An 18,488-nucleotide genomic window follows, 5' to 3' on the forward strand; every position below is an offset into this window, starting at 1 on the left:
TGCGGCGGTGAGCCGTCGTCGCGGGACCGGGCCGTGATCAGCTCGTGCGGCGGGTGACCGCCTTGGCGAGCGAACCGAGTTCAGCGCGGGCGTCGCGGCTGAGCGGTGCGTCGTCGAGCGCGGACATCGCCGTTGCGACATTCGAGGCGATGAGCGCCTCGACCTCGTCGACGGCGCCGCATTCGCGAATCGTGCGCTGGAGCATCCGCACCTGTTCGGGTTCGAGCTCGGGGTCGCCCAGGAGCTCGTCGAGCAGGCGCCGTTGCCCGGGCGAGAGCCTCTCGCGGGCGATCGCGATGAGCATGGTCCGCTTGCCCTCGCGCAGGTCGTCGCCGCTCGGTTTGCCGGTGACCTCCGGGTCGCCGAACACGCCGAGCAGGTCGTCGCGCAGCTGGTAGGCGATGCCGAGCGGCAGCCCGAAGGCGCGGAGGGCATCGAACTGCGCGGTCGTCGCCCCGGCGATCGCGCCGCCGATCACGAGCGGCGCCTCGACGCTGTACTTGGCCGCCTTGAAGACGATGACCCGCTCGGCGCGCAGGCGCTGCTCTGACTCGGGCTGGCTGAGCCACGCGCGCTCTTCGAGGATGTCGAGGTACTGGCCGGCGGTCACCTCGGTTCTCATCCGCATGAACTCGGCTCGCGCGGCACGAGCAGCGTCGCGGTCGGGCAGGGCCGCGAGGCCTTCGTCGAGGAGTTCGTCGCTCCAGCCGAGCAGGAGGTCGCCGAGCAGGATCGCCGCGGCCCGGCCGAACTCGGAGCCGTCGCCGGCCCATCCCGATTCGGTGTGCAGCTGCTCGAAGAGGCGGTGCGCCGACGGTGCGCCGCGCCGGGTATCGGAGTTGTCGATGATGTCGTCGTGCAGCAGCGCCGCGGCGTGGAAGAGCTCGAGGGCGGATGCCGCGGAGACGATCGGGAATCGATCGCGCCCGCCGTCGGGGGCGAACGGGTCGAAGCCGCGCGCCCCGACGGCCTCCCAGCCCCAGTAGCAGAACAGCGCCCGGAACCGTTTGCCTCCGCTGAGAAAGCGCCTTGAGAACGCGTCGAGGGGTTCGAGGTCGGGGCTGATCTCGCGGAGAATGGAGGTGCGTTCGGCGAGGAAACCCTCGATGCGTTCGTGCACTAAATCGACCAGTCGGGAACCGTGAGCCACTCGTCTAGCCTAGCGAGGCGAGGCGGGGCTAGAATGGACTCAGATGCGTCGATCCCGAGGCTGAGGGGAATGAGATGCCGCTTTCGGAGCAGGAGCAACGTCTTCTCGAGGAGATGGAGCGGAACCTCTATCGCAATGATGCCGACTTCGTTCACGCAGTCGGCGGTGTTCGAGGTCGCCGACCGAACTATCGATCCATCGTGCTTGGCGTGCTGCTGGCCGTCGCCGGTGCCGGCGCGTTGATCGCCGGCGTCGCATCGCAGCTCCTCGTCATCGGCGTCATCGGCTTCGCGCTCATGTTCGCCGGCGTGCTCGTGGCGATCACTCCGTCAGAGCGCGGCGCAGCCGCTCCGGCCCCTGCCGAGCCCGCCGCGACCCCGCAACGTGGTCGTCGCACGACCGGTGGCGGCTTCATGGACCGCATGAACGATCGCTGGGACCGTCGCCAAGACGGCCGCGACTGATCCCTCCACTTCGCACCACCTGAACGGGTCGATCTTCGGATCGGCCCGTTTTTTTGTGCGCCCGGCGTTGTAGGCGCCTGGTGGAGCACCCCGCAGCGGGGCATCCGCCGGCGATTGCGAGCGATCGCGCCCATCGATGGCGTTGACGCGTTCATTTCCCTCCACTCCACTCCACCACGTCAATCCCAGTGTTGACGGGCAACTCACAGCCGACGACACGCGAAAACGAGCGAATGTCGTTGATCCGTGGATGAGAGTGGAGTAAAGTGGGGTTACCTGGATTCTGGCCGGAGGAAAGGGGGTGATGTGGTGTTCCTCGGTAGCTATGAACCAAAGCTCGATGAGAAAGGCCGCGTCATTCTTCCGGCGAAGTTCCGGGAGGAGCTGTCGAGCGGCCTCGTGCTCACGCGCGGGCAAGAGCACTGCATCTACGTGTTCAGCGCGCGGGAGTTCGAGAGCATGAGCGACAAGATCCGCCAAGCCCCGGTAACGAGCAAGCAGGCGCGCGACTACATGCGCGTCTTCCTCTCGGGGGCTTCCGCGGAGACCCCCGACAAGCAGCATCGCGTCACCATCCCCGCCACGCTTCGCGCGTACGCCGGCCTCGACCGCGACCTCACGGTCATCGGCACGGGCAGCCGGGTGGAGATCTGGGACGCGACGGCGTGGCAGACCTACCTCGCCGAGCAAGAGGCGGCCTTCGCGGATACGGCGGAGGAGGTGATCCCCGGGCTCTTCTGATCCTCTGGCTCCGACTCCCAGCCGGCCGCGCCTGGTGCACTTCCCCGCATCAGGACGAACGGTTGGGGATCGGAACCCGAGGCCCGGAAGGCAAGGCGGAATCATGGACATCGAACGCATTCACACCCCGGTCATGCTCGAGCGCACGCTCGAACTCCTGTCGCCGGCCATCGCAGGCGACGGCGCCGTGCTCGTCGATGCCACGCTCGGCATGGGCGGCCACACCGCGGCCTTCCTCGAGCGGTTCCAGAACCTCACGGTGATCGGGCTCGATCGCGACACCGACGCACTCGGCATCGCACGCGAACGACTCGCGAAGTTCGGCGACCGCGCGCGATTCGTGCACACGGTCTACGACGGCATCGAGCGCGCCGTGCGTTCCGAGGGGTTCCGAGAGGTGCAGGGCGTGCTCTTCGACCTCGGCGTCTCCTCCCTCCAGCTCGACCGAGCCGAGCGCGGCTTCGCCTACTCCAAAGACGCTCCGCTCGACATGCGCATGGACTTCACGAGTGGACGCACCGCGGCGGAGGTCATCGCCGAGGAGAGCGAGGAGGAGCTGCGCCGGATCTTCCTCGACTACGGCGAGGAGAAGCTCGCGGCGCGCTATGCGCGGGCGATCGTGCGGGCGAGAGCGGATGCCCCGATCACACGTTCGGCCGAGCTCGTCGCCGTCATCCAGGCCGCGACTCCGGTCGCGGTGCAGCGTCAGGGACATCCGGCCAAGCGCGTGTTCCAAGCGCTTCGCATCGAGGTCAACGAAGAGCTCTCGGTGCTCGAGCGAGCGATGCCGGCCGCGCTCGAAACGATCGCCGTCGGAGGCCGCATCGTGGTGCTGGCCTACCAGTCGCTCGAGGACCGCATCGTCAAGCGCGCGCTCAGCGCGGCATCGAGCTCCACTGCCCCCGCCGGGCTGCCGATGGAGCTGCCCGAACACCGCCCGCAGTTCAAGCTCCTCGTTCGAGGCGCAGAGCTCGCGAGCGAAGCCGAGCAAGCGGAGAACCCGCGTGCGAAACCGGTGCGACTGCGCGCCGCCGAACGAGTGAGGAAGCCGTCATGAGCGCTCTGCCCGCCCAGTCCCTTCCCGCCCCGCGCCGGGTCGGCCCCGAGCGCGCGCCGCGGCGCCTGCGGCCCGCGCCGGAACACGCAGGGCGCGCGAAACCGAAGCTCGCCTACGCGGTCATCGCGCTCGGCGGGGTCGCGGTCATCATCGTCGCGCAACTGCTGCTCTCGATCGCGGTCACCCAGGGCGCGTACGAGATCGACGGACTCCAGATGAAGCAGTCCGCGTTGACCCGTGAAGAGCAGAAACTCGCCGAAGACCTCGATCGCGTGGAGTCACCCCAGTTCCTGGCCATGAACGCCCAGGGGCTCGGCATGGTGCCGAATGCGAATCCCGTCTACCTCCGGCTCTCCGACGGCGCCGTGCTCGGCCAGCCGACCGCTGCAGAGGGCGGCCCCGGGGCATCCGAGCCGCTCGTCCCGAATGTGCTGATCGACGGCGTGCCGCCCGATGCCGGGCGGCAAGCGGGGGAGACTCCGATCGAGGGAGCACCCGGCCAGGCCGGAGGTGCGGCGGTGGAGGCGCCCGCAGCGCCGCTCGACGGCGGGCTGCCGACACCCGCCACGCACTGACCGCACGACCGAAGGCGAGGACCGACCGGATGAACCGCACCAGCCGCCACCCGATGCGGCGGATCCTGCTCTCCGCCGCCGTGCTCGTGGCGTTGGTCGGCGTCTTCGTCGTGCGGCTCGTCGACATCCAGGTGGTGCGCGCTGCAGAGCTGAACGAACAGGCGCAAGAGGCGCGTTCCGAGCCGGTCACGGTGTACGGCGCTCGCGGCGACATCGTCGATGCGAACGGCAAGGTGCTTGCCGACAGCGTCATGCGATACGACATCGCCCTCTCGCCCAAGCAGGCGGTGAAGGGCCCGGTCGCGCGGGACGAGCCCGACCCGGCCGACTCCGAGAAGACGAAGCGCGTCGACGTCCCGCTCGAGCAGGTCGCCGCCGAGCTCGGCGCCGTCGTCGGCCTCACCGGCGACCAGGTGCAGGGAATCATCAGCGCCGCCCTCGCCGAGAACCCCGACTCGGATTTCGCCTACGTCGCGAAGCTCGTCGACACCGAGACGTACGAGAAGGTGAAGGCGCTCGACATCCCGTGGGTGGAGCCGTATCAGCACCCGAGTCGGCGCTATCCGAACGGTGCGGTCGCGGGCAACCTCCTCGGCTGGGTCGGCAGTGATGGCGACCCCCTCGCCGGCGTCGAGCTGTCGGAGGACGAGTGCCTCGCGAGTGAGGACGGCGAGGCCAGCTGGCTGCACAGCCTGCAGGACTGGGTGAAGATCCCGGGCACGGAGATCGTGCACAAAGAGGCACACAACGGTGGCACGCTGAAGCTCACGATCGACACCGACCTGCAGTGGGCCGTGCAGCGCATCGCCCTCGACCGGGCCGAGGAGACCGGTGCCGACTGGGCGACCGTGACCGTCATGGAGGCCAAGACCGGGCGGCTCCTCGCGGTGGCCGACGTGCCGACGGTCGACCCGAACGACCCGGGTGCGACCGATGAGGACGACCGCGGATCTCGTTCGTTCACGGCTCCGTTCGAACCGGGATCGACCTTCAAGGCGCTCACCGCGGCATCCGTGCTCAACGCAGGCAAGGCCGATCCGCTCAGCCAGGTCGTCGCGCCGTACCGCATCATCTTCCCCAATGGTGCGAACATCAACGACAGCGCAGGGCACGATCCCTTGAACCTGACCCTCACCGGCGTGCTCATCGAGTCGTCGAACACCGGAATGTCGCTGTTCGGCGAGCGGCTCACCGACCGCGAGCGGTACGACGACATGCGCAAGTTCGGTCTCGGCGAGAAGACCGAGGTCGGGTTCCCCGCCGAGGAGCCGGGCGACCTGCACGGCGACCCCGACGTGGACTGGGACAACCAGACCAAGTACGCCACGATGTTCGGCCAGGGCCTGACCACGACCGCCGTGCAGATCGCGAGCGCGTACCAGACCATCGCGAACGCCGGGGTGCGGATGCCCGTCACCCTCGTCGACGGCTGCGCGAGCGACGACGGCACGGCGACGACGGCCCCCTCGACCGGAACGCAGGTGGTCTCCCCTGAAGCGGCGGCGCAGACCAGCCAGATGCTCGAGCGCGTCTACCAGGACGCCTGGCTCTCCGACCAGTGGAAGATTCCGGGCTACCGCGTCGCCGCGAAGACCGGCACCGCCCAGGTGCCCGACGGTGAAGGCGGCTACCTGAAGGGCTACCTCGTCTCCGTCTCCGGGTTCGCTCCGGCCGACGACCCCCAGTTCGTCGTTTCGGTGAGCATCATGAATCCCGTTAAGATGAATTCGTCCGCCGCATCCGCTCCCGTCTTCCAAGAGGTGATGAGCCAGGTGCTGAAGAAATACCGGACCGTTCCATCCGGCGCCCCGGCGCCCGAGCTGCCAGCTACCTGGTGAGAAAGTTGGGTTCGTGACCGGATCGCCTCTCACGGCTCTCCGGCCGAAGCACCCGAGTCCTCGATCGCTTCCCGGCCTCGCCGAAGCATTCGGGTTCGCCGTGCTCGGCGAGATCGACGGCATCGAGGTGACGGGCGTCGGCCTGTCGTCGAAGGCCGTCCAGCCCGGCGACCTCTACGTCGGCGTGCCCGGGCGCAACGCGCACGGTGCTTCCTTCGCAGCCGCTGCGCGAGAAGCCGGCGCCGTTGCAGTGCTCACCGATGCCGACGGCGCCGAACTGGCCGCCGAGGCCGGTCTGCCGATCCTCGTGACCGCCGACGTGCGCGCCGCCCTCGGCCAGGTCGCCGCCTGGATCCACCGCAGCGCCGAGAACCCCGCCACGCTCTTCGCGGTCACCGGCACCAATGGCAAGACGAGCGTGGTCTACCTGCTCTACGGCATGCTCCGTCAGCTCGGTGTCACGGCCGGACTCACCTCGACGGCGGAGCGACGCATCGGCGACGAGGCGGTCACGAGTTCGCTCACGACGCCCGAGGCGAGCGAACTGCACGCGCTGCTCGCCCGCATGCGCGAGGTCGACGTGCGTGCCGTGGGCGTCGAGGTCTCAGCGCAGGCCCTGTCGCGACACCGCGTCGACGGTCTCGTGTTCGACGTCGTCGGGTTCACGAACCTCACCCACGACCACCTCGACGACTACTCCTCGATGGACGAGTACTTCGAGGCGAAGCGCGAACTCTTCCAGCCCGAACGATCCCGCCGCGGCGTCGTCACGGTCGACTCCGAATGGGGTCGTCGCCTCGTCGCCGAGTCGGGCATCCCCGTGACCACGCTCACGACGGTCGACGACGTCGAGGCCGACTGGCGCGTCACCGTGCTCGACGAGTCCGCCGACCACACCTCGTTCCTGCTCGAGGGCCCCGGCGGTCGACGGCTCGAGACGCAGGTGCCGCTGCTCGGCTGGTACATGGCGGCCAACGCCGCCCTCGCGATCGTCATGCTCGCCGAGGCCGGGTACGACCTCGACCTCATCGCCACGACGCTCGAACGCGATGGCGGCGTCGACGCCTACATTCCCGGTCGTGCCGAGCGCATCTCCGGCGACCGCGGCCCCGTCGTCTACATCGACTACGGCCACAGCCCCGATGCGTTCCTGCAGACGCTCGGCGCGATCCGGCGCAGCACCGACGGTCGCATCGTGATGGTCTTCGGCGCCGACGGCGACCGCGACACCACGAAGCGCGCCGAGATGGGGGCGATCGCCGCCCGCGGCGCAGACGTCGTCGTCGTGACCGACTTCCACCCGCGGTTCGAAGACCCTGCGGCGATTCGCAGCGCACTCATCGCGGGTGCCAGGGCGGCAGTGCCCGATCGCGAGATCCACGAGATCGCCGACCCGCGCGAGGCATTCCGCGCCGCGCTCGCCCTGGCCGGCGAAGGCGATGCGATCCTCTATGCCGGGCCCGGACACGAGGACTACCACGAGGTGAAGGGTGTGAAGATCCCGTATTCGGCGCGAGACGACGCCAAGCAGGCCCTGCGAGATGCGGGGTGGCTCGAATGATCGCGCTGACCCTTGCCGAGATCACCTCGGCCGTCGGCGGCGGGCTCCGGCTCGACGGCACGCAGGCGACCCCCGACACGATCGTCGACGGCTCCGTCACGACCGACTCGCGCGAGGTCGGCGCAGGCGGGATCTTCGTCGCCAAGCGCGGCGAGTTCGACGACGGACACCGCTTCGCACCGGCCGCCGCCGCGCAGGGAGCCGCGCTGCTCATCGTGGAGCACCCGCTCGACCTGCCCGTGCCGCAGATCGTCGTCGCCGACTCGGTCGACGCCCTCGGTGCGTTCGCGACCGAGGTCGTGCGCCGGGTGCGAGCCCTCGGGCGCCTCCGCATCGTCGGCGTCACCGGCTCCAACGGCAAGACCACGACGAAGAACCTGCTGCGCACGGTGCTCGAGCGGGTCGGACCGACCGTCGCCGCGCGCGCCTCGTTCAACAACGAGGTCGGCGCACCGATCACGATGCTCGAGCTCACGAACGAGACCGAGTTCCTCGTCGCCGAGATGGGCGCCTCGGGAATCGGCGAGATCGCCCGCCTCGTGCGCATGGCCCGCCCCGACGTCGGCATCGTGCTGAAGGTCGGCCTCGCCCACGCGGGCGAGTTCGGCGGCATCGAACAGACGGTGCGCGCGAAGTCCGAGATGGTCACCGAGCTGCTCGAGACGGATGTCGCGGTGCTGAACGCCGACGACCCGCGGGTGGTGCCCATGGCGGGCCTCACCGCGGCGCGCGTCGTCTGGTTCGGATTCGGCGAGTCCGCCGACGTGCGAGCCACCGACATCCAGGCCCACGCCCGCGGCACCGAATTCACGGTGGCGGTCCGGGGCGGGGAGTCCGCGCAAGTGCGCTTCTCGGTGCTGGGGGAGCACCACGTCATGAATGCACTCGCGGCGATCGCGGCATCCCTCGAGCTCGGCGTGCCGCTGCCCGCGGTCGTCGACGCACTCGAGCAGGTGACCCTCGCCGAGCGCTGGCGCATGCAGGTCATGGGCGGCCGAGACGGCGTGACGATCATCAACGACGCCTACAACGCGAGCCCCGACTCGATGTCGGCCGCACTGAAGACGCTCGCGCAGGTCAAGAATCCGGGCTCCCGCACGATCGCCGTGCTCGGCGAGATGAGCGAGCTCGGCGAGTTCTCGGGCGAGGAGCACGATCGCATCGGGCTCCTGGCCGTGCGGCTCGGCATCTCGCAACTCGTCATCGTCGGGCAGGGCGCGCGTCGCCTGCACATCACGGCCATCAACGAGGGCTCGTGGGACGGCGAATCCGCCTTCGTCGAGTCCTCCGACGAGGCATTCGACCTCGTCACGTCCTCTGTGCGCCCCGGCGACACGGTACTCGTGAAATCGTCGAACTCGGCGGGTCTCCGCCACCTCGGCGACCGACTGGGAGAATGGTTCTCGTGAGAGCACTGCTGACCGCTGGGGCGTTGTCGCTCGCCTTCACGCTGTTTCTGACCCCCTTGTTCATCCGGCTGTTCACCCGGCTCGGCTGGGGCCAGTTCATCCGCGACGACGGGCCGAAGAGCCACCACGTCAAGCGCGGCACGCCCACCATGGGCGGCATCATCTTCATCCTCGGCACCCTGTTCGGCTACTTCGTGGCGACGCTCCTCGTGAGCGACGAGCGCCCGACGGCCTCGGGGTTGCTCGTGCTGCTCATGATGGTGGGACTCGGCGTGGTGGGCTTCGTCGACGATTTCCTGAAGACCCGCAAGAAGCAGAGCCTCGGGCTCGGCGGCTGGGCGAAGGTGGCCGGACAGGTCATCATCGCGGGCGTCTTCGCCCTGCTCGCGATCCAGTTCCCGAACGATCGCGGCGTCACGCCGGCAGACACGAAGATTTCGTTCATCCGCGACCTACCGCTCGACTTCATGGTGTTCGGCACCGTCGTCGGCGTGATCCTCTACGTCATCTGGATCTGCCTGCTCGCGGTCGGCAGCTCGAACGGCGTCAACGTCACCGACGGCCTCGACGGCCTCGCGGGCGGCGCCTCGATCCTCGCGATCGGCTCGTTCGTCATCATCGGCTTCTGGCAGTTCAACCAGTCGTGCGCCTCGATCGGCTTGAATCCCGACGACCGGTACCGCTGCTACGACGTGCGTGATCCGCTCGACATCGCGATCGTGGCCACGGCGATCGTCGGCGGGCTCATCGGCTTCCTCTGGTGGAACACGAACCCGGCGAGGATCTACATGGGCGACACGGGTTCGCTCGCACTCGGCGGCGCCCTCGCGGCACTCGCGATCGTGAGCCGCACCGAGCTCCTCCTCATCCTCATCGGCGGACTCTTCGTGATCGAGACGGGTTCCGTCATCGTGCAGCGCGCGTACTTCAAGCTCACGCACGGCAAGCGCATCTTCCTGATGAGTCCGATCCACCACCACTTCGAGCTGAAGGGGTGGGCCGAGGTCACGATCGTCGTGCGCTTCTGGATCATCGGCGGACTCCTCGTCGCGGCCGGCGTCGGCGCCTTCTACTTCGAGTGGCTTCAGAGCTGATGACGGATGCCGCTTCGCCCGTGTCCGACCGTCTCGACTCGCTGACCAGCTGGAACGCCGACTGGTCGGGCCTCCGCGTCGTCGTGCTCGGCCTCGGGGTCACGGGCTTCGCCGTCGCCGACACCCTCGCCGAGCTCGGTGCCGAGGTGCTCGTGGTGGCACCCGACGTCGACGTCGACCGCGCGAGAATCCTCGAGGTCATCGGTGCTGTGCTCGTGCGGCATCCGCTCGACACCGTGCCCGACGAGATCGTGGAGTTCGCTCCCGAGGTCATCGTCGCCTCGCCCGGGTTCCACCCCGACCATCCCGTGCTCGCGTGGGCGCAGAGCGGATCGGTCGCCGTCTGGGGCGACATCGAGCTCGCCTGGCGCGTGCGCGACAAGGTGAACGCCGCCGAGTGGATCCTCGTGACGGGCACGAACGGCAAGACCACGACCGTGCAGATGACGGCCGCGTTCCTGGCCGCCAACGGGCTGCGCGCGGCGCCGTGCGGCAACATCGGGGTGCCCGTGCTCGACGCGGTGCGCGACCCGGGCGGCTTCGACGTGCTCGTCGTCGAACTCTCGAGCTATCAGCTGCACCACCTGCCGAAGACCGGGCCGGGTGCCCTGCACCCGTGGTCGAGCGTCGTGCTGAACATCGCCGACGACCACCTCGACTGGCACGGCTCGCCCGAGGCGTACCGCGCCGCGAAGGCGACCGTCTACGAGAACACGAGAGTCGCCTGCGTGTACAACCGCGCCGACGAGGCCACCCGGCACATGGTCGAAGAGGCCGAGGTCGAGGAGGGCGCCCGCGCGATCGGGTTCGGGCTCGACGTGCCCGGGCCGAGCGATTTCGGCGTCGTCGACGGCATCCTCTGCGATCGGGCGTTCCTCGACGATCGTCGCTCGGCGGCGCTCGAGATCATCACCCTCGATGAGCTCGATCCACACGGACTCGCCGCCCCGCACGTCGTGGCGAACATCCTCGCGGCGTCGGCGCTCGCCCGCTCGTTCGGGGTGCCGGTCGGAGTGATCCACGACGCCCTCGGCGACTTCCGTCTCGACGCGCACCGCATCGAGACGGTCGCCGTCGCCCGCGGCATCCGCTGGGTCGACGACTCGAAGGCGACGAACCCGCACGCGGCCGAGGCTTCGCTGCGCGCGTTCGGCAAGGTGGTCTGGATCGTCGGCGGCCTGCTGAAGGGCGTCGACGCCGATTCGCTCGTCGCCGCGCACGTCGGTCGCCTGCGCGCCGCGATCGTGATCGGCGTCGATCGTGCCCTGCTCGTCGCGGCGTTCCGCCGACACGCCCCAGAGCTGCCGCTGTTCGAAGTGGTGACGGATGACACTGAAGCCGTGATGCCCGACGCGGTCGCCTTGGCCGCGGCGGTCGCTGAAGAGGGCGACACCGTGCTCCTCGCGCCCGCTGCGGCGTCGATGGACCAGTTCGCCGACTACGGCGATCGCGGACGGCGGTTCCACGAGGCGGTCGGATCGATGCTGGGAGGTGAGGCGGATGGCGACTCCGCCCCGCGCGAACCGCTCCCAGGAGCCTGAGCGGCCGGGCGTCTCGGCCGCCCGCATCCGCCTCGGCCGCGTCTTCCGCGTCGAGTCGGCCGACTATTTCCTGCTGCTCGGCACCACGCTCTTCCTGGTCGTCTTCGGCCTCGTCATGGTGCTGTCCGCTTCCGTCGTGCAATCGCATCTGGAAGACGAGAGCTTCTTCGCCCAGGCGCTGCGCCAGGGCCTCTTCGCCGTCTTCGGCATCCCGATCATGCTCATCGCGAGCCGCTTGCCCGAGCGGTTCTGGATGCGAGTTGCGTGGCCGACCCTCATCGTCTCGTGCGCGTTGCAGCTCCTCGTCGTGGCGACCCCGCTCGGCATCGAGGTCGGCGGCAACACGAACTGGATCCAGCTCGGCCCGCTCCAGTTCCAGCCGTCGGAGCTCATCAAGGTCGCCCTCGTCATGTGGCTCGGCTTCATCGTCACGAAGAAGGAGGCCCTGCTCGGCGACTTCGTGCACGGCATCCTCCCGATCATCCTCGTCGGCGGCGGGGCGATCGGGCTCGTGCTGCTCGGCGGCGACCTCGGTACCGTCATGATCATGGGAGCGATGCTGCTCGGCGCGCTCTTCCTCATCGGAGTGCGCCTGCGGCTGCTCCTCCCGCCGATCTTCGCCGCCATCATCATCTTCGTGCTCGTCGCGGTCTCGAGCGAGAACCGCATGCGGCGCATCACCTCGTTCCTCGACTCGAACTGCGAGAACGGCGGCACCGGCGACGCGATCAGCGAGTGCTGGCAGATCCTGCACGGTTCGTTCGCCCTCGCCAACGGCGGCATCTTCGGCGTGGGCCTCGGCAATTCGACCGCCAAGTGGTCGTGGCTGCCCGCCGCCGACAACGACTTCATCTTCGCGATCATCGGCGAGGAACTCGGGCTGATCGGCGCCATCGTCGTCATCGTCATGTTCGTGGTGCTCGCGGTCGCACTCACCCGGATCCTGCGCGGCGCGCGCACTCCGTTCGCCCGCACCGCGTCAGCCGCCGTGCTCGTGTGGGTCATCGGGCAGGCATGTGTCAATATCGGTGTCGTGCTCGGCGTCTTCCCCATTCTCGGAGTGCCGCTGCCCCTCGTCTCCGCGGGTGGCACGGCCCTGCTCACCACGCTCTTCGCGATCGGCATCGTGCTCTCGGTGGCGCGCGACCCCGACGCGCCGGAGCGCGCCGCGGCGCGCTCGGCGGGGAGCGGCGGGCGAGCGGCCTCGCCGCGGACGACACGATGACCACGTACCTGCTCGCCGGCGGCGGCACGGCCGGCCATGTGAACCCCCTGCTCGCGGTCGCCGACCGCCTGCGCGAACGCGACCCGGATGCATCGGTGCTCGTGCTCGGCACGGCCGAGGGCCTCGAGGCCCGGCTCGTGCCCGCCCGCGGCTACGAGCTGCTGACGATCGCCAAGGTTCCGTTCCCACGGCGACCCAATCGCGCGGCCCTCGCGTTCCCGGCTCGGTTCCGCGCCTCGATCGAGGCGGTCCGCCGCATCCTCGACGAGCGCGGCGTCGACGTCGTCGTGGGCTTCGGCGGCTACGTGTCGACTCCCGCCTACCTCGCCGCTCGCCGCACCGGGATCCCGGTCGCGATCCACGAGGCGAACGCGCGCCCGGGCCTCGCCAACCGGCTCGGAGCCCGGTTCGCCGCGACCGTCGGCGTCGCGTTCGAGGGAACCCCGCTGCGCGGCGCTCGACTCGTGGGCATGCCCCTCCGGCGCGAGATCGAGACGCTCGACCCGCAGGCGCTCCGCGGCGAGGCCGCAGCCACCTTCGACCTCGACCCGTCGAGGCCGGTGCTCCTCGCCACCGGCGGTTCGCTCGGCGCGCGACGCATCAACCGCGCGATCGCCGATTCGGCCGTCGCGATCACGGGTGCCGGATGGCAGGTGCTCCACGTCACCGGTGCGAAGTCCGAGATCGTCGATCCCGGCATCGCCGGCTACCGCGTGGTCGAGTACGCCGACCGCATGGACCTCGCGCTCGCGGTCGCCGACGCCGCCGTCTCCCGTGCCGGCGCGGCGACCGTGAGCGAGCTCGCGGCGCTCGGCATCCCGGCCGTCTTCGTGCCGTATCCGGTCGGCAACGGCGAGCAGCGCTTCAATGCCGCCGGCGTCGTCGCCGCAGGCGGGGCCGTGCTCGTCGACGACGCCGAGTTCGTTCCCGAGTGGGTGTCGACCGAGGTGCTGCCCCTGCTCGCCGACACCGGGCGCCTGCGCACGATGGCTGCCGCAGCGGCATCCGTCGGCTTCCGCGACGGCACCGACCGCATGGTCGCGCTCGTCGACGAGGCGCTCGGCGAGGCAGCAGGCAACCGCCCGCAAGGCGCGTAACGTGGAGTGAGCGGATGTCGCTGCATCCGCTCGCACCGATCATGCGCCGGCCGGCGCACCCGAAGCAGCCCACCGCCCGCATCTCGACCGCTCCCAGGAAGAAACGCCGCACCGTGACGATCAAGCCCGACCTCTCCGCCCAGATCCCAGCCGAGCTCGGCGCCGTGCACTTCATCGGCATCGGCGGCTCGGGCATGAGCGGCATCGCACGGCTCATGCTGGGAGCCGGGCACCGGGTGACGGGCTCCGACGTGCGCGATTCCGACAACATCGCGGCGTTGCGCGCGCTCGGCGCCGAGATCGCGATCGGACACGACGCTGCGAACCTCCCCGACGACACCGACACGGTCGTCGTCACCGGCGCCCTCTGGCAGGACAATCCCGAATACCGGCTCGCGCTCGAGCGCGGCCTTCCGGTGCTGCACCGCTCGCTCGCCCTCGCCGCGCTCATCGCCGGCCGGCGTCTCGTCTCGGTCGCCGGCGCCCACGGCAAGACCACCTCGACCGGCATGATCGTCACCGGCCTCCTCGCCCTCGGCGAAGACCCGAGCTTCGTCAACGGGGGCGTCATCGAGGAGCTCGGCGTCTCTTCCGCCTCGGGCGACGGCGAGCTCTTCGTGGTCGAAGCCGACGAATCCGACGGCTCGTTCCTGCTCTACGACACCTCGGTCGCGCTCATCACCAACGTGGACCCCGACCACCTCGACCACTACGGCTCGCGTGACGCCTTCGAGCAGGCGTTCGTGCAGTTCGCCGACCGGGCCCGCGAGCTGGTGGTCGTCTCCTCCGACGACGCGGGTGCGAAGCGGGTCACCGAGCGGCTCTCGCATCCTCGAGTCGTGACGTTCGGCGAGTCGGCCGATGCCGACGTGCGGGTGCACTCGATCGAGACCGACGGTCCGGTCTCCTTCGCCGTCGATCACGCCGGTCGCACGTTCCGCGCAACGCTGCGCGTTCCCGGCCGGCACAACGCCATCAACGCGGCGGGAGCCTTCGCGGTGCTCGTCGGGCTCGGGTTGGACCCCGAGGCATCCCTCGCCGGCATCGCCCGCTTCGCCGGCACCGGGCGCCGTTTCGAACTGCACGGCACGGTCGGCGGCGTGAGCGTCTACGACGACTACGCGCATCACCCGACCGAGGTCGCCGCCGCTCTTGCGGCCGCCCGCACCGTGGTCGGCGCGGGGCGGATCATCGCCGTGCACCAGCCGCACACGTACAGCCGCACGCAGACCTTTGCGAAGGAATTCGCCGAGGTGCTCGAGCAGTACGCCGACGAGACGATCGTGCTCGACGTCTACGGCGCCCGCGAAGATCCCGTGCCGGGAGTGACTGGTGCGCTCGTGAGCGAGCGGTTCGCCGACCCGTCGCGCGTCGCGTACGTGCCCGATTGGCAACAGGCCGCCGACTACACCGCGAGCATCGCGCGTGATGGCGACTTCGTCATCACGCTCGGCTGCGGCGACGTGTACCGCATCGTGCCGCAGCTGCTCGGCTCGCTGGAGCGGGAGCGCGGATGACGGCGGTGCCTGCGTGAAACGGCCCCAGGGGTTCGACGGGTCGGCGGCGCGCGCGCCGCGCTCGAGCCGGTCGGCGTCGAATGGGGCGACGGATGCCGCGCAGTCGCCCCGATCGCCCGGATCGACCCGGTCGGGTGCACCGGCGAGGAGCGGGGGCTCCCGTCAGGCATCGCGAAGCAGCGATCGCGGCGGGGAGGGCCCGCAGCCGTTCGACGCCGACCGCGTCTCGACGGAGCCGATCGCCGTCGTTACCCCTCGGCCGGTGGCCCCGCTCGCGCCGACGATCTCGGCGCCGTCGCGCGTGGCACGAGACGGCATCGGGCCGGCACCGGACGATCTCGTCCACGGTGGTGCGCCTGATGCTCCGCGCGACGCCCGTGCCGCCAAGCGTGCGCTCGCGGCGGCAGCGCGCGATCGGCGCCGGTACGAGCGCAACGAGGTGCGCCGGTTCACGAAGCGATCCCGGCGTCGTCGCATCACGTGGTCGGTCGTGCTCGGCTCCCTCGCCGCGCTCGTCGTCGTCGTCGTGGTCGGCGCCTACTCGCCGCTCATGGCACTGCGCGAGGTGCGCGTCGAAGGCGCCTCCCGGATTCCCGTGGCCGACGTGCAGGCGGCGTTCGCCGACACGCTCGGCACTCCGCTGCCGCTGGTCGCGAGCGCCGACGTGCTGGCCGCCCTCTCCGACTTCCCGCTCATCGAGACCTACTCGACCGAGACCATTCCGCCGGGCACGCTCGTGGTGCGCATCGTCGAGCGCGTGCCGGTCGGGGTGGTCGACACGGGTGAGGGACTCGAACTGGTCGACGCAGCAGGCGTGGTCATCGATCGTCCGGCCGAGCGGCCGGAGGGCCAGCCGCTCATCGTGACCGAGGGCGGGGTCGCCGGCGAAGGGTTCCGCGCGGCCGCCTCGGTGATCAGGAGCGTCCCGTCCGAGGTGCGCGGGCAGCTCGTCGGCGCGTCCGCGGCGACCGCCGACGATGTGCGCCTCGAGCTCTCGACGGGGGCAACGGTCGTCTGGGGGAGCTCGGAGGATTCCGTGCTCAAGGCGAACGTGCTCGGGAATCTCATGCGGGCGGCCCCGCCCGATTCCGTCGGTGAGTACGACGTCTCGTCGCCGTCGAGCCCGGTCACAAGGTGATGTGGCTCCCTGCGGCAACATTTTCTGGACGATTGGCCGAGCGGTTCACGACACGCGGGCTCGCCTTACGCAGGCAGGGGCGCCCGGCACTACCGTCAAACACAGGAATTGCATACTCAGCAAAACTTTAACCTTCGACTAGAGGTTCAGGGTTCAGAGTTCGCACGGAAGGCCGGTCATGTCGACAAACCAGAACTACCTCGCCGTCATCAAGGTCGTCGGTATCGGCGGCGGCGGTGTCAACGCCGTCAACCGAATGATCGAACTCGGCCTCCGCGGAGTCGAGTTCATCGCGATCAACACCGACGCGCAAGCGCTGCTCATGTCGGACGCCGACGTGAAGCTCGATGTCGGGCGTGACCTCACGCGCGGCCTCGGCGCCGGCGCGGATCCCGAGGTCGGCCGGCGGGCCGCCGAGGATCACGCGGAAGAGATCGAGGAGGCGCTGGCGGGCGCCGACATGGTCTTCGTCACGGCGGGCGAGGGCGGTGGCACCGGCACCGGCGGCGCGCCCGTGGTCGCCCGCATCGCGAAGTCGATCGGTGCGCTCACCATCGGTGTCGTCACGAAGCCCTTCGGCTTCGAGGGCAAGCGCCGGCAGACGCAGGCCGAGCAGGGCGTCGCGCGCCTGAAGGAAGAGGTCGACACCCTCATCGTGGTGCCGAACGACCGCCTGCTCGAGATCAGCGACCGCGGCATCTCGATGCTCGAGGCCTTCGCCACGGCCGACCAGGTGCTCCTGGCCGGTGTGCAAGGCATCACTGACCTCATCACGACCCCCGGTCTCATCAACCTCGACTTCGCCGACGTCAAGTCGGTGATGCAGGGTGCGGGCTCCGCACTCATGGGCATCGGCTCGTCGCGCGGGGCGGATCGCGCGATCAAGGCCGCCGAGCTGGCTGTCGCGAGCCCGCTGCTCGAGGCGTCGATCGACGGTGCGCACGGCGTGCTGCTCTCGATCCAGGGCGGCTCGAACCTCGGCATCTTCGAGATCAACGACGCGGCGAGACTCGTGCAGGAGGCGGTGCATCCCGAAGCCAACATCATCTTCGGCGCCGTCATCGACGACACGCTCGGCGACGAGGTGCGCGTGACGGTGATCGCGGCCGGCTTCGACGGCGGCGAGCCGAACTCGAAGCCCGTCGAGGCGCGGCGGACGAACTTCGTACCCGCCGCCGTCGGAGCGGCCGTCGGCGGCGGAGCGCTCTCGGGCGAAGCAGCCGACGTGATCGCCGAGATCGACATCGACGAGCTCGTCGAGACGGCGAACTGGGGCGAGGTCGACTCTTCGACCGCCGACCAGATCGTCTCGGACCCCGCCTTCGACACCGACGACGACGACCTCGACATCCCCGACTTCCTGAAGTGAGCGCGGCCCCCGACGCGAATGCCTCGGCGGCGCCCGGCGACCTCGCCGGGCGCCTCGCCGAGGTGACGGGGCGCATCGCCGAGGCTGCGGCCGACGCAGGCCGCGATGCCGGTGAGATCACCACCATCGTCGTCACCAAGTTCCACCCGGCCGCGCTCGTCTCCCGGCTCGCCGACCTCGGCGTGCGCGACATCGGAGAGAACCGGCATCAGGAAGCCCAGGCGAAGGCCGCCGAACTCGCCGCCCTCGACCTGCGATGGCACTTCATCGGCCAGTTGCAGAGCAAGAAGGCCAGGCAGGTGCGAGCGTACGCGTCGGCGATCCACTCGGTGGACCGCGGCGCGCTCGTCGATGCGCTGCGTTCCGACGAGGCATCCGTCGACTGCTTCGTGCAGGTGAACCTGACCGACGATCCCGGCCGCGGCGGCGTCTTGCCCGAGGGGGTGCCGGCGCTCGTCGAGCACGTGCTCGAGACGCCGGGACTCAGGCTGCGCGGGCTGATGGCGGTCGCTCCGCTCGGCGAGCCGGCGCGTCCCGCTTTCGCGCGGGTGCGCGAGCTCTCCGAGCACGTGCGGCGTCTGGAGCCCACCGCTCACGATCTGTCCATGGGGATGTCGCACGATTTTCGCGACGCGATCATGGAGGGCGCGACACACCTTCGAATCGGAACTGCAATAACCGGGAATCGGCCGGACGCCGGTTAACCTCGAAG

At 69.8% G+C, this 18,488-nt stretch carries 16 protein-coding genes; 15 read left to right on the forward strand and 1 reads right to left on the reverse strand.

What is annotated here, in order from left to right; all coding sequences use genetic code 11:
- Positions 1-37: 37 nt before the first annotated feature.
- Positions 38-1,150, reverse strand: a complete 1,113-nt coding sequence (locus DCE93_RS06330) for a polyprenyl synthetase family protein (protein ID WP_108595136.1) — start codon at positions 1,148-1,150, stop codon at positions 38-40.
- Positions 1,151-1,224: 74 nt separating this feature from the next.
- Here DCE93_RS06330 and DCE93_RS06335 point away from each other — a divergent pair, with 74 nt between their 5' ends.
- The 15 genes from DCE93_RS06335 to DCE93_RS06405 all read left to right on the forward strand — a co-directional run bounded on the left by DCE93_RS06335 (position 1,225) and on the right by DCE93_RS06405 (position 18,480).
- Entirely contained in the window at positions 1,225-1,614 is a 390-nt protein-coding gene (locus DCE93_RS06335) for a DUF3040 domain-containing protein (protein WP_108595137.1), read from the forward strand.
- Between the two features lie 309 nt (positions 1,615-1,923).
- A complete protein-coding gene (mraZ, locus tag DCE93_RS06340) occupies positions 1,924-2,355 on the forward strand; it encodes a division/cell wall cluster transcriptional repressor MraZ (RefSeq protein ID WP_108596630.1) in 432 nt (143 codons plus the stop codon).
- Between the two features lie 103 nt (positions 2,356-2,458).
- Positions 2,459-3,412 carry a 16S rRNA (cytosine(1402)-N(4))-methyltransferase RsmH gene (gene rsmH / locus DCE93_RS06345; RefSeq protein WP_108595138.1) on the forward strand — a complete coding sequence of 318 codons (954 nt, stop codon included), beginning with the start codon at positions 2,459-2,461 and terminating at the stop codon, positions 3,410-3,412.
- Positions 3,409-3,987, forward strand: coding sequence for a cell division protein FtsL (ftsL, locus tag DCE93_RS06350; protein WP_108595139.1), 579 nt, complete (start codon positions 3,409-3,411; stop codon positions 3,985-3,987). Before rsmH ends, ftsL begins: the two co-directional genes overlap by 4 nt.
- 29 nt (positions 3,988-4,016) lie before the next feature.
- Complete coding sequence (locus DCE93_RS06355) at positions 4,017-5,825, forward strand: peptidoglycan D,D-transpeptidase FtsI family protein (protein ID WP_108595140.1); 1,809 nt, start codon at positions 4,017-4,019, stop codon at positions 5,823-5,825.
- A gap of 13 nt (positions 5,826-5,838) precedes the next feature.
- Entirely contained in the window at positions 5,839-7,386 is a 1,548-nt protein-coding gene (locus DCE93_RS06360; protein WP_108595141.1) for a Mur ligase family protein, read from the forward strand.
- On the forward strand, positions 7,383-8,795 hold the full coding sequence (locus tag DCE93_RS06365; protein ID WP_108595142.1) for a UDP-N-acetylmuramoyl-tripeptide--D-alanyl-D-alanine ligase: 1,413 nt from the start codon (positions 7,383-7,385) through the stop codon (positions 8,793-8,795). Before DCE93_RS06360 ends, DCE93_RS06365 begins: the two co-directional genes overlap by 4 nt.
- Positions 8,792-9,889: a phospho-N-acetylmuramoyl-pentapeptide-transferase gene (gene mraY / locus DCE93_RS06370; protein WP_108596631.1), complete on the forward strand. Its 1,098-nt coding sequence runs from the start codon at positions 8,792-8,794 to the stop codon at positions 9,887-9,889. Before DCE93_RS06365 ends, mraY begins: the two co-directional genes overlap by 4 nt.
- Positions 9,889-11,430: a UDP-N-acetylmuramoyl-L-alanine--D-glutamate ligase gene (murD, locus tag DCE93_RS06375; protein ID WP_108595143.1), complete on the forward strand. Its 1,542-nt coding sequence runs from the start codon at positions 9,889-9,891 to the stop codon at positions 11,428-11,430. The genes mraY and murD overlap by 1 nt, the downstream gene beginning before the upstream one ends.
- The gene (ftsW, locus tag DCE93_RS06380; protein WP_108595144.1) at positions 11,390-12,655 is read left to right on the forward strand and encodes a putative lipid II flippase FtsW; all 1,266 of its coding nucleotides are present in this window, start codon (positions 11,390-11,392) and stop codon (positions 12,653-12,655) included. Before murD ends, ftsW begins: the two co-directional genes overlap by 41 nt.
- Complete coding sequence (gene murG, locus DCE93_RS06385; protein WP_108595145.1) at positions 12,652-13,752, forward strand: undecaprenyldiphospho-muramoylpentapeptide beta-N-acetylglucosaminyltransferase; 1,101 nt, start codon at positions 12,652-12,654, stop codon at positions 13,750-13,752. The genes ftsW and murG overlap by 4 nt, the downstream gene beginning before the upstream one ends.
- A 113-nt stretch (positions 13,753-13,865) precedes the next feature.
- Entirely contained in the window at positions 13,866-15,269 is a 1,404-nt protein-coding gene (gene murC / locus DCE93_RS06390) for a UDP-N-acetylmuramate--L-alanine ligase (protein ID WP_235825295.1), read from the forward strand.
- A gap of 262 nt (positions 15,270-15,531) precedes the next feature.
- Positions 15,532-16,407, forward strand: a complete 876-nt coding sequence (locus DCE93_RS06395) for a cell division protein FtsQ/DivIB (protein ID WP_168186177.1) — start codon at positions 15,532-15,534, stop codon at positions 16,405-16,407.
- A 178-nt stretch (positions 16,408-16,585) separates the two neighbouring features.
- Positions 16,586-17,776 carry a cell division protein FtsZ gene (gene ftsZ, locus DCE93_RS06400; protein WP_108595147.1) on the forward strand — a complete coding sequence of 397 codons (1,191 nt, stop codon included), beginning with the start codon at positions 16,586-16,588 and terminating at the stop codon, positions 17,774-17,776.
- Entirely contained in the window at positions 17,773-18,480 is a 708-nt protein-coding gene (locus DCE93_RS06405; protein WP_244284258.1) for a YggS family pyridoxal phosphate-dependent enzyme, read from the forward strand. Before ftsZ ends, DCE93_RS06405 begins: the two co-directional genes overlap by 4 nt.
- The last annotated feature ends 8 nt before the right edge of the window (positions 18,481-18,488 follow it).

The organism is Agromyces badenianii (assembly GCF_003070885.1).
Classification (GTDB): Bacteria; Actinomycetota; Actinomycetes; order Actinomycetales; family Microbacteriaceae; genus Agromyces; species Agromyces badenianii.

Excerpts from the sequence above, each read along its gene's own strand:
- ftsW (WP_108595144.1), top strand. The coding sequence starts at position 11,390 with ATGGCGACTCCGCCCCGCGCGAACCGCTCCCAGGAGCCTGAGCGGCCG.
- DCE93_RS06335 (WP_108595137.1), top strand. The coding sequence starts at position 1,225 with ATGCCGCTTTCGGAGCAGGAGCAACGTCTTCTCGAGGAGATGGAGCGG.
- rsmH (WP_108595138.1), top strand. The coding sequence starts at position 2,459 with ATGGACATCGAACGCATTCACACCCCGGTCATGCTCGAGCGCACGCTC.
- DCE93_RS06365 (WP_108595142.1), top strand. The coding sequence starts at position 7,383 with ATGATCGCGCTGACCCTTGCCGAGATCACCTCGGCCGTCGGCGGCGGG.
- ftsZ (WP_108595147.1), top strand. The coding sequence starts at position 16,586 with ATGTCGACAAACCAGAACTACCTCGCCGTCATCAAGGTCGTCGGTATC.
- murG (WP_108595145.1), top strand. The coding sequence starts at position 12,652 with ATGACCACGTACCTGCTCGCCGGCGGCGGCACGGCCGGCCATGTGAAC.
- DCE93_RS06355 (WP_108595140.1), top strand. The coding sequence starts at position 4,017 with ATGAACCGCACCAGCCGCCACCCGATGCGGCGGATCCTGCTCTCCGCC.
- ftsL (WP_108595139.1), top strand. The coding sequence starts at position 3,409 with ATGAGCGCTCTGCCCGCCCAGTCCCTTCCCGCCCCGCGCCGGGTCGGC.
- murD (WP_108595143.1), top strand. The coding sequence starts at position 9,889 with ATGACGGATGCCGCTTCGCCCGTGTCCGACCGTCTCGACTCGCTGACC.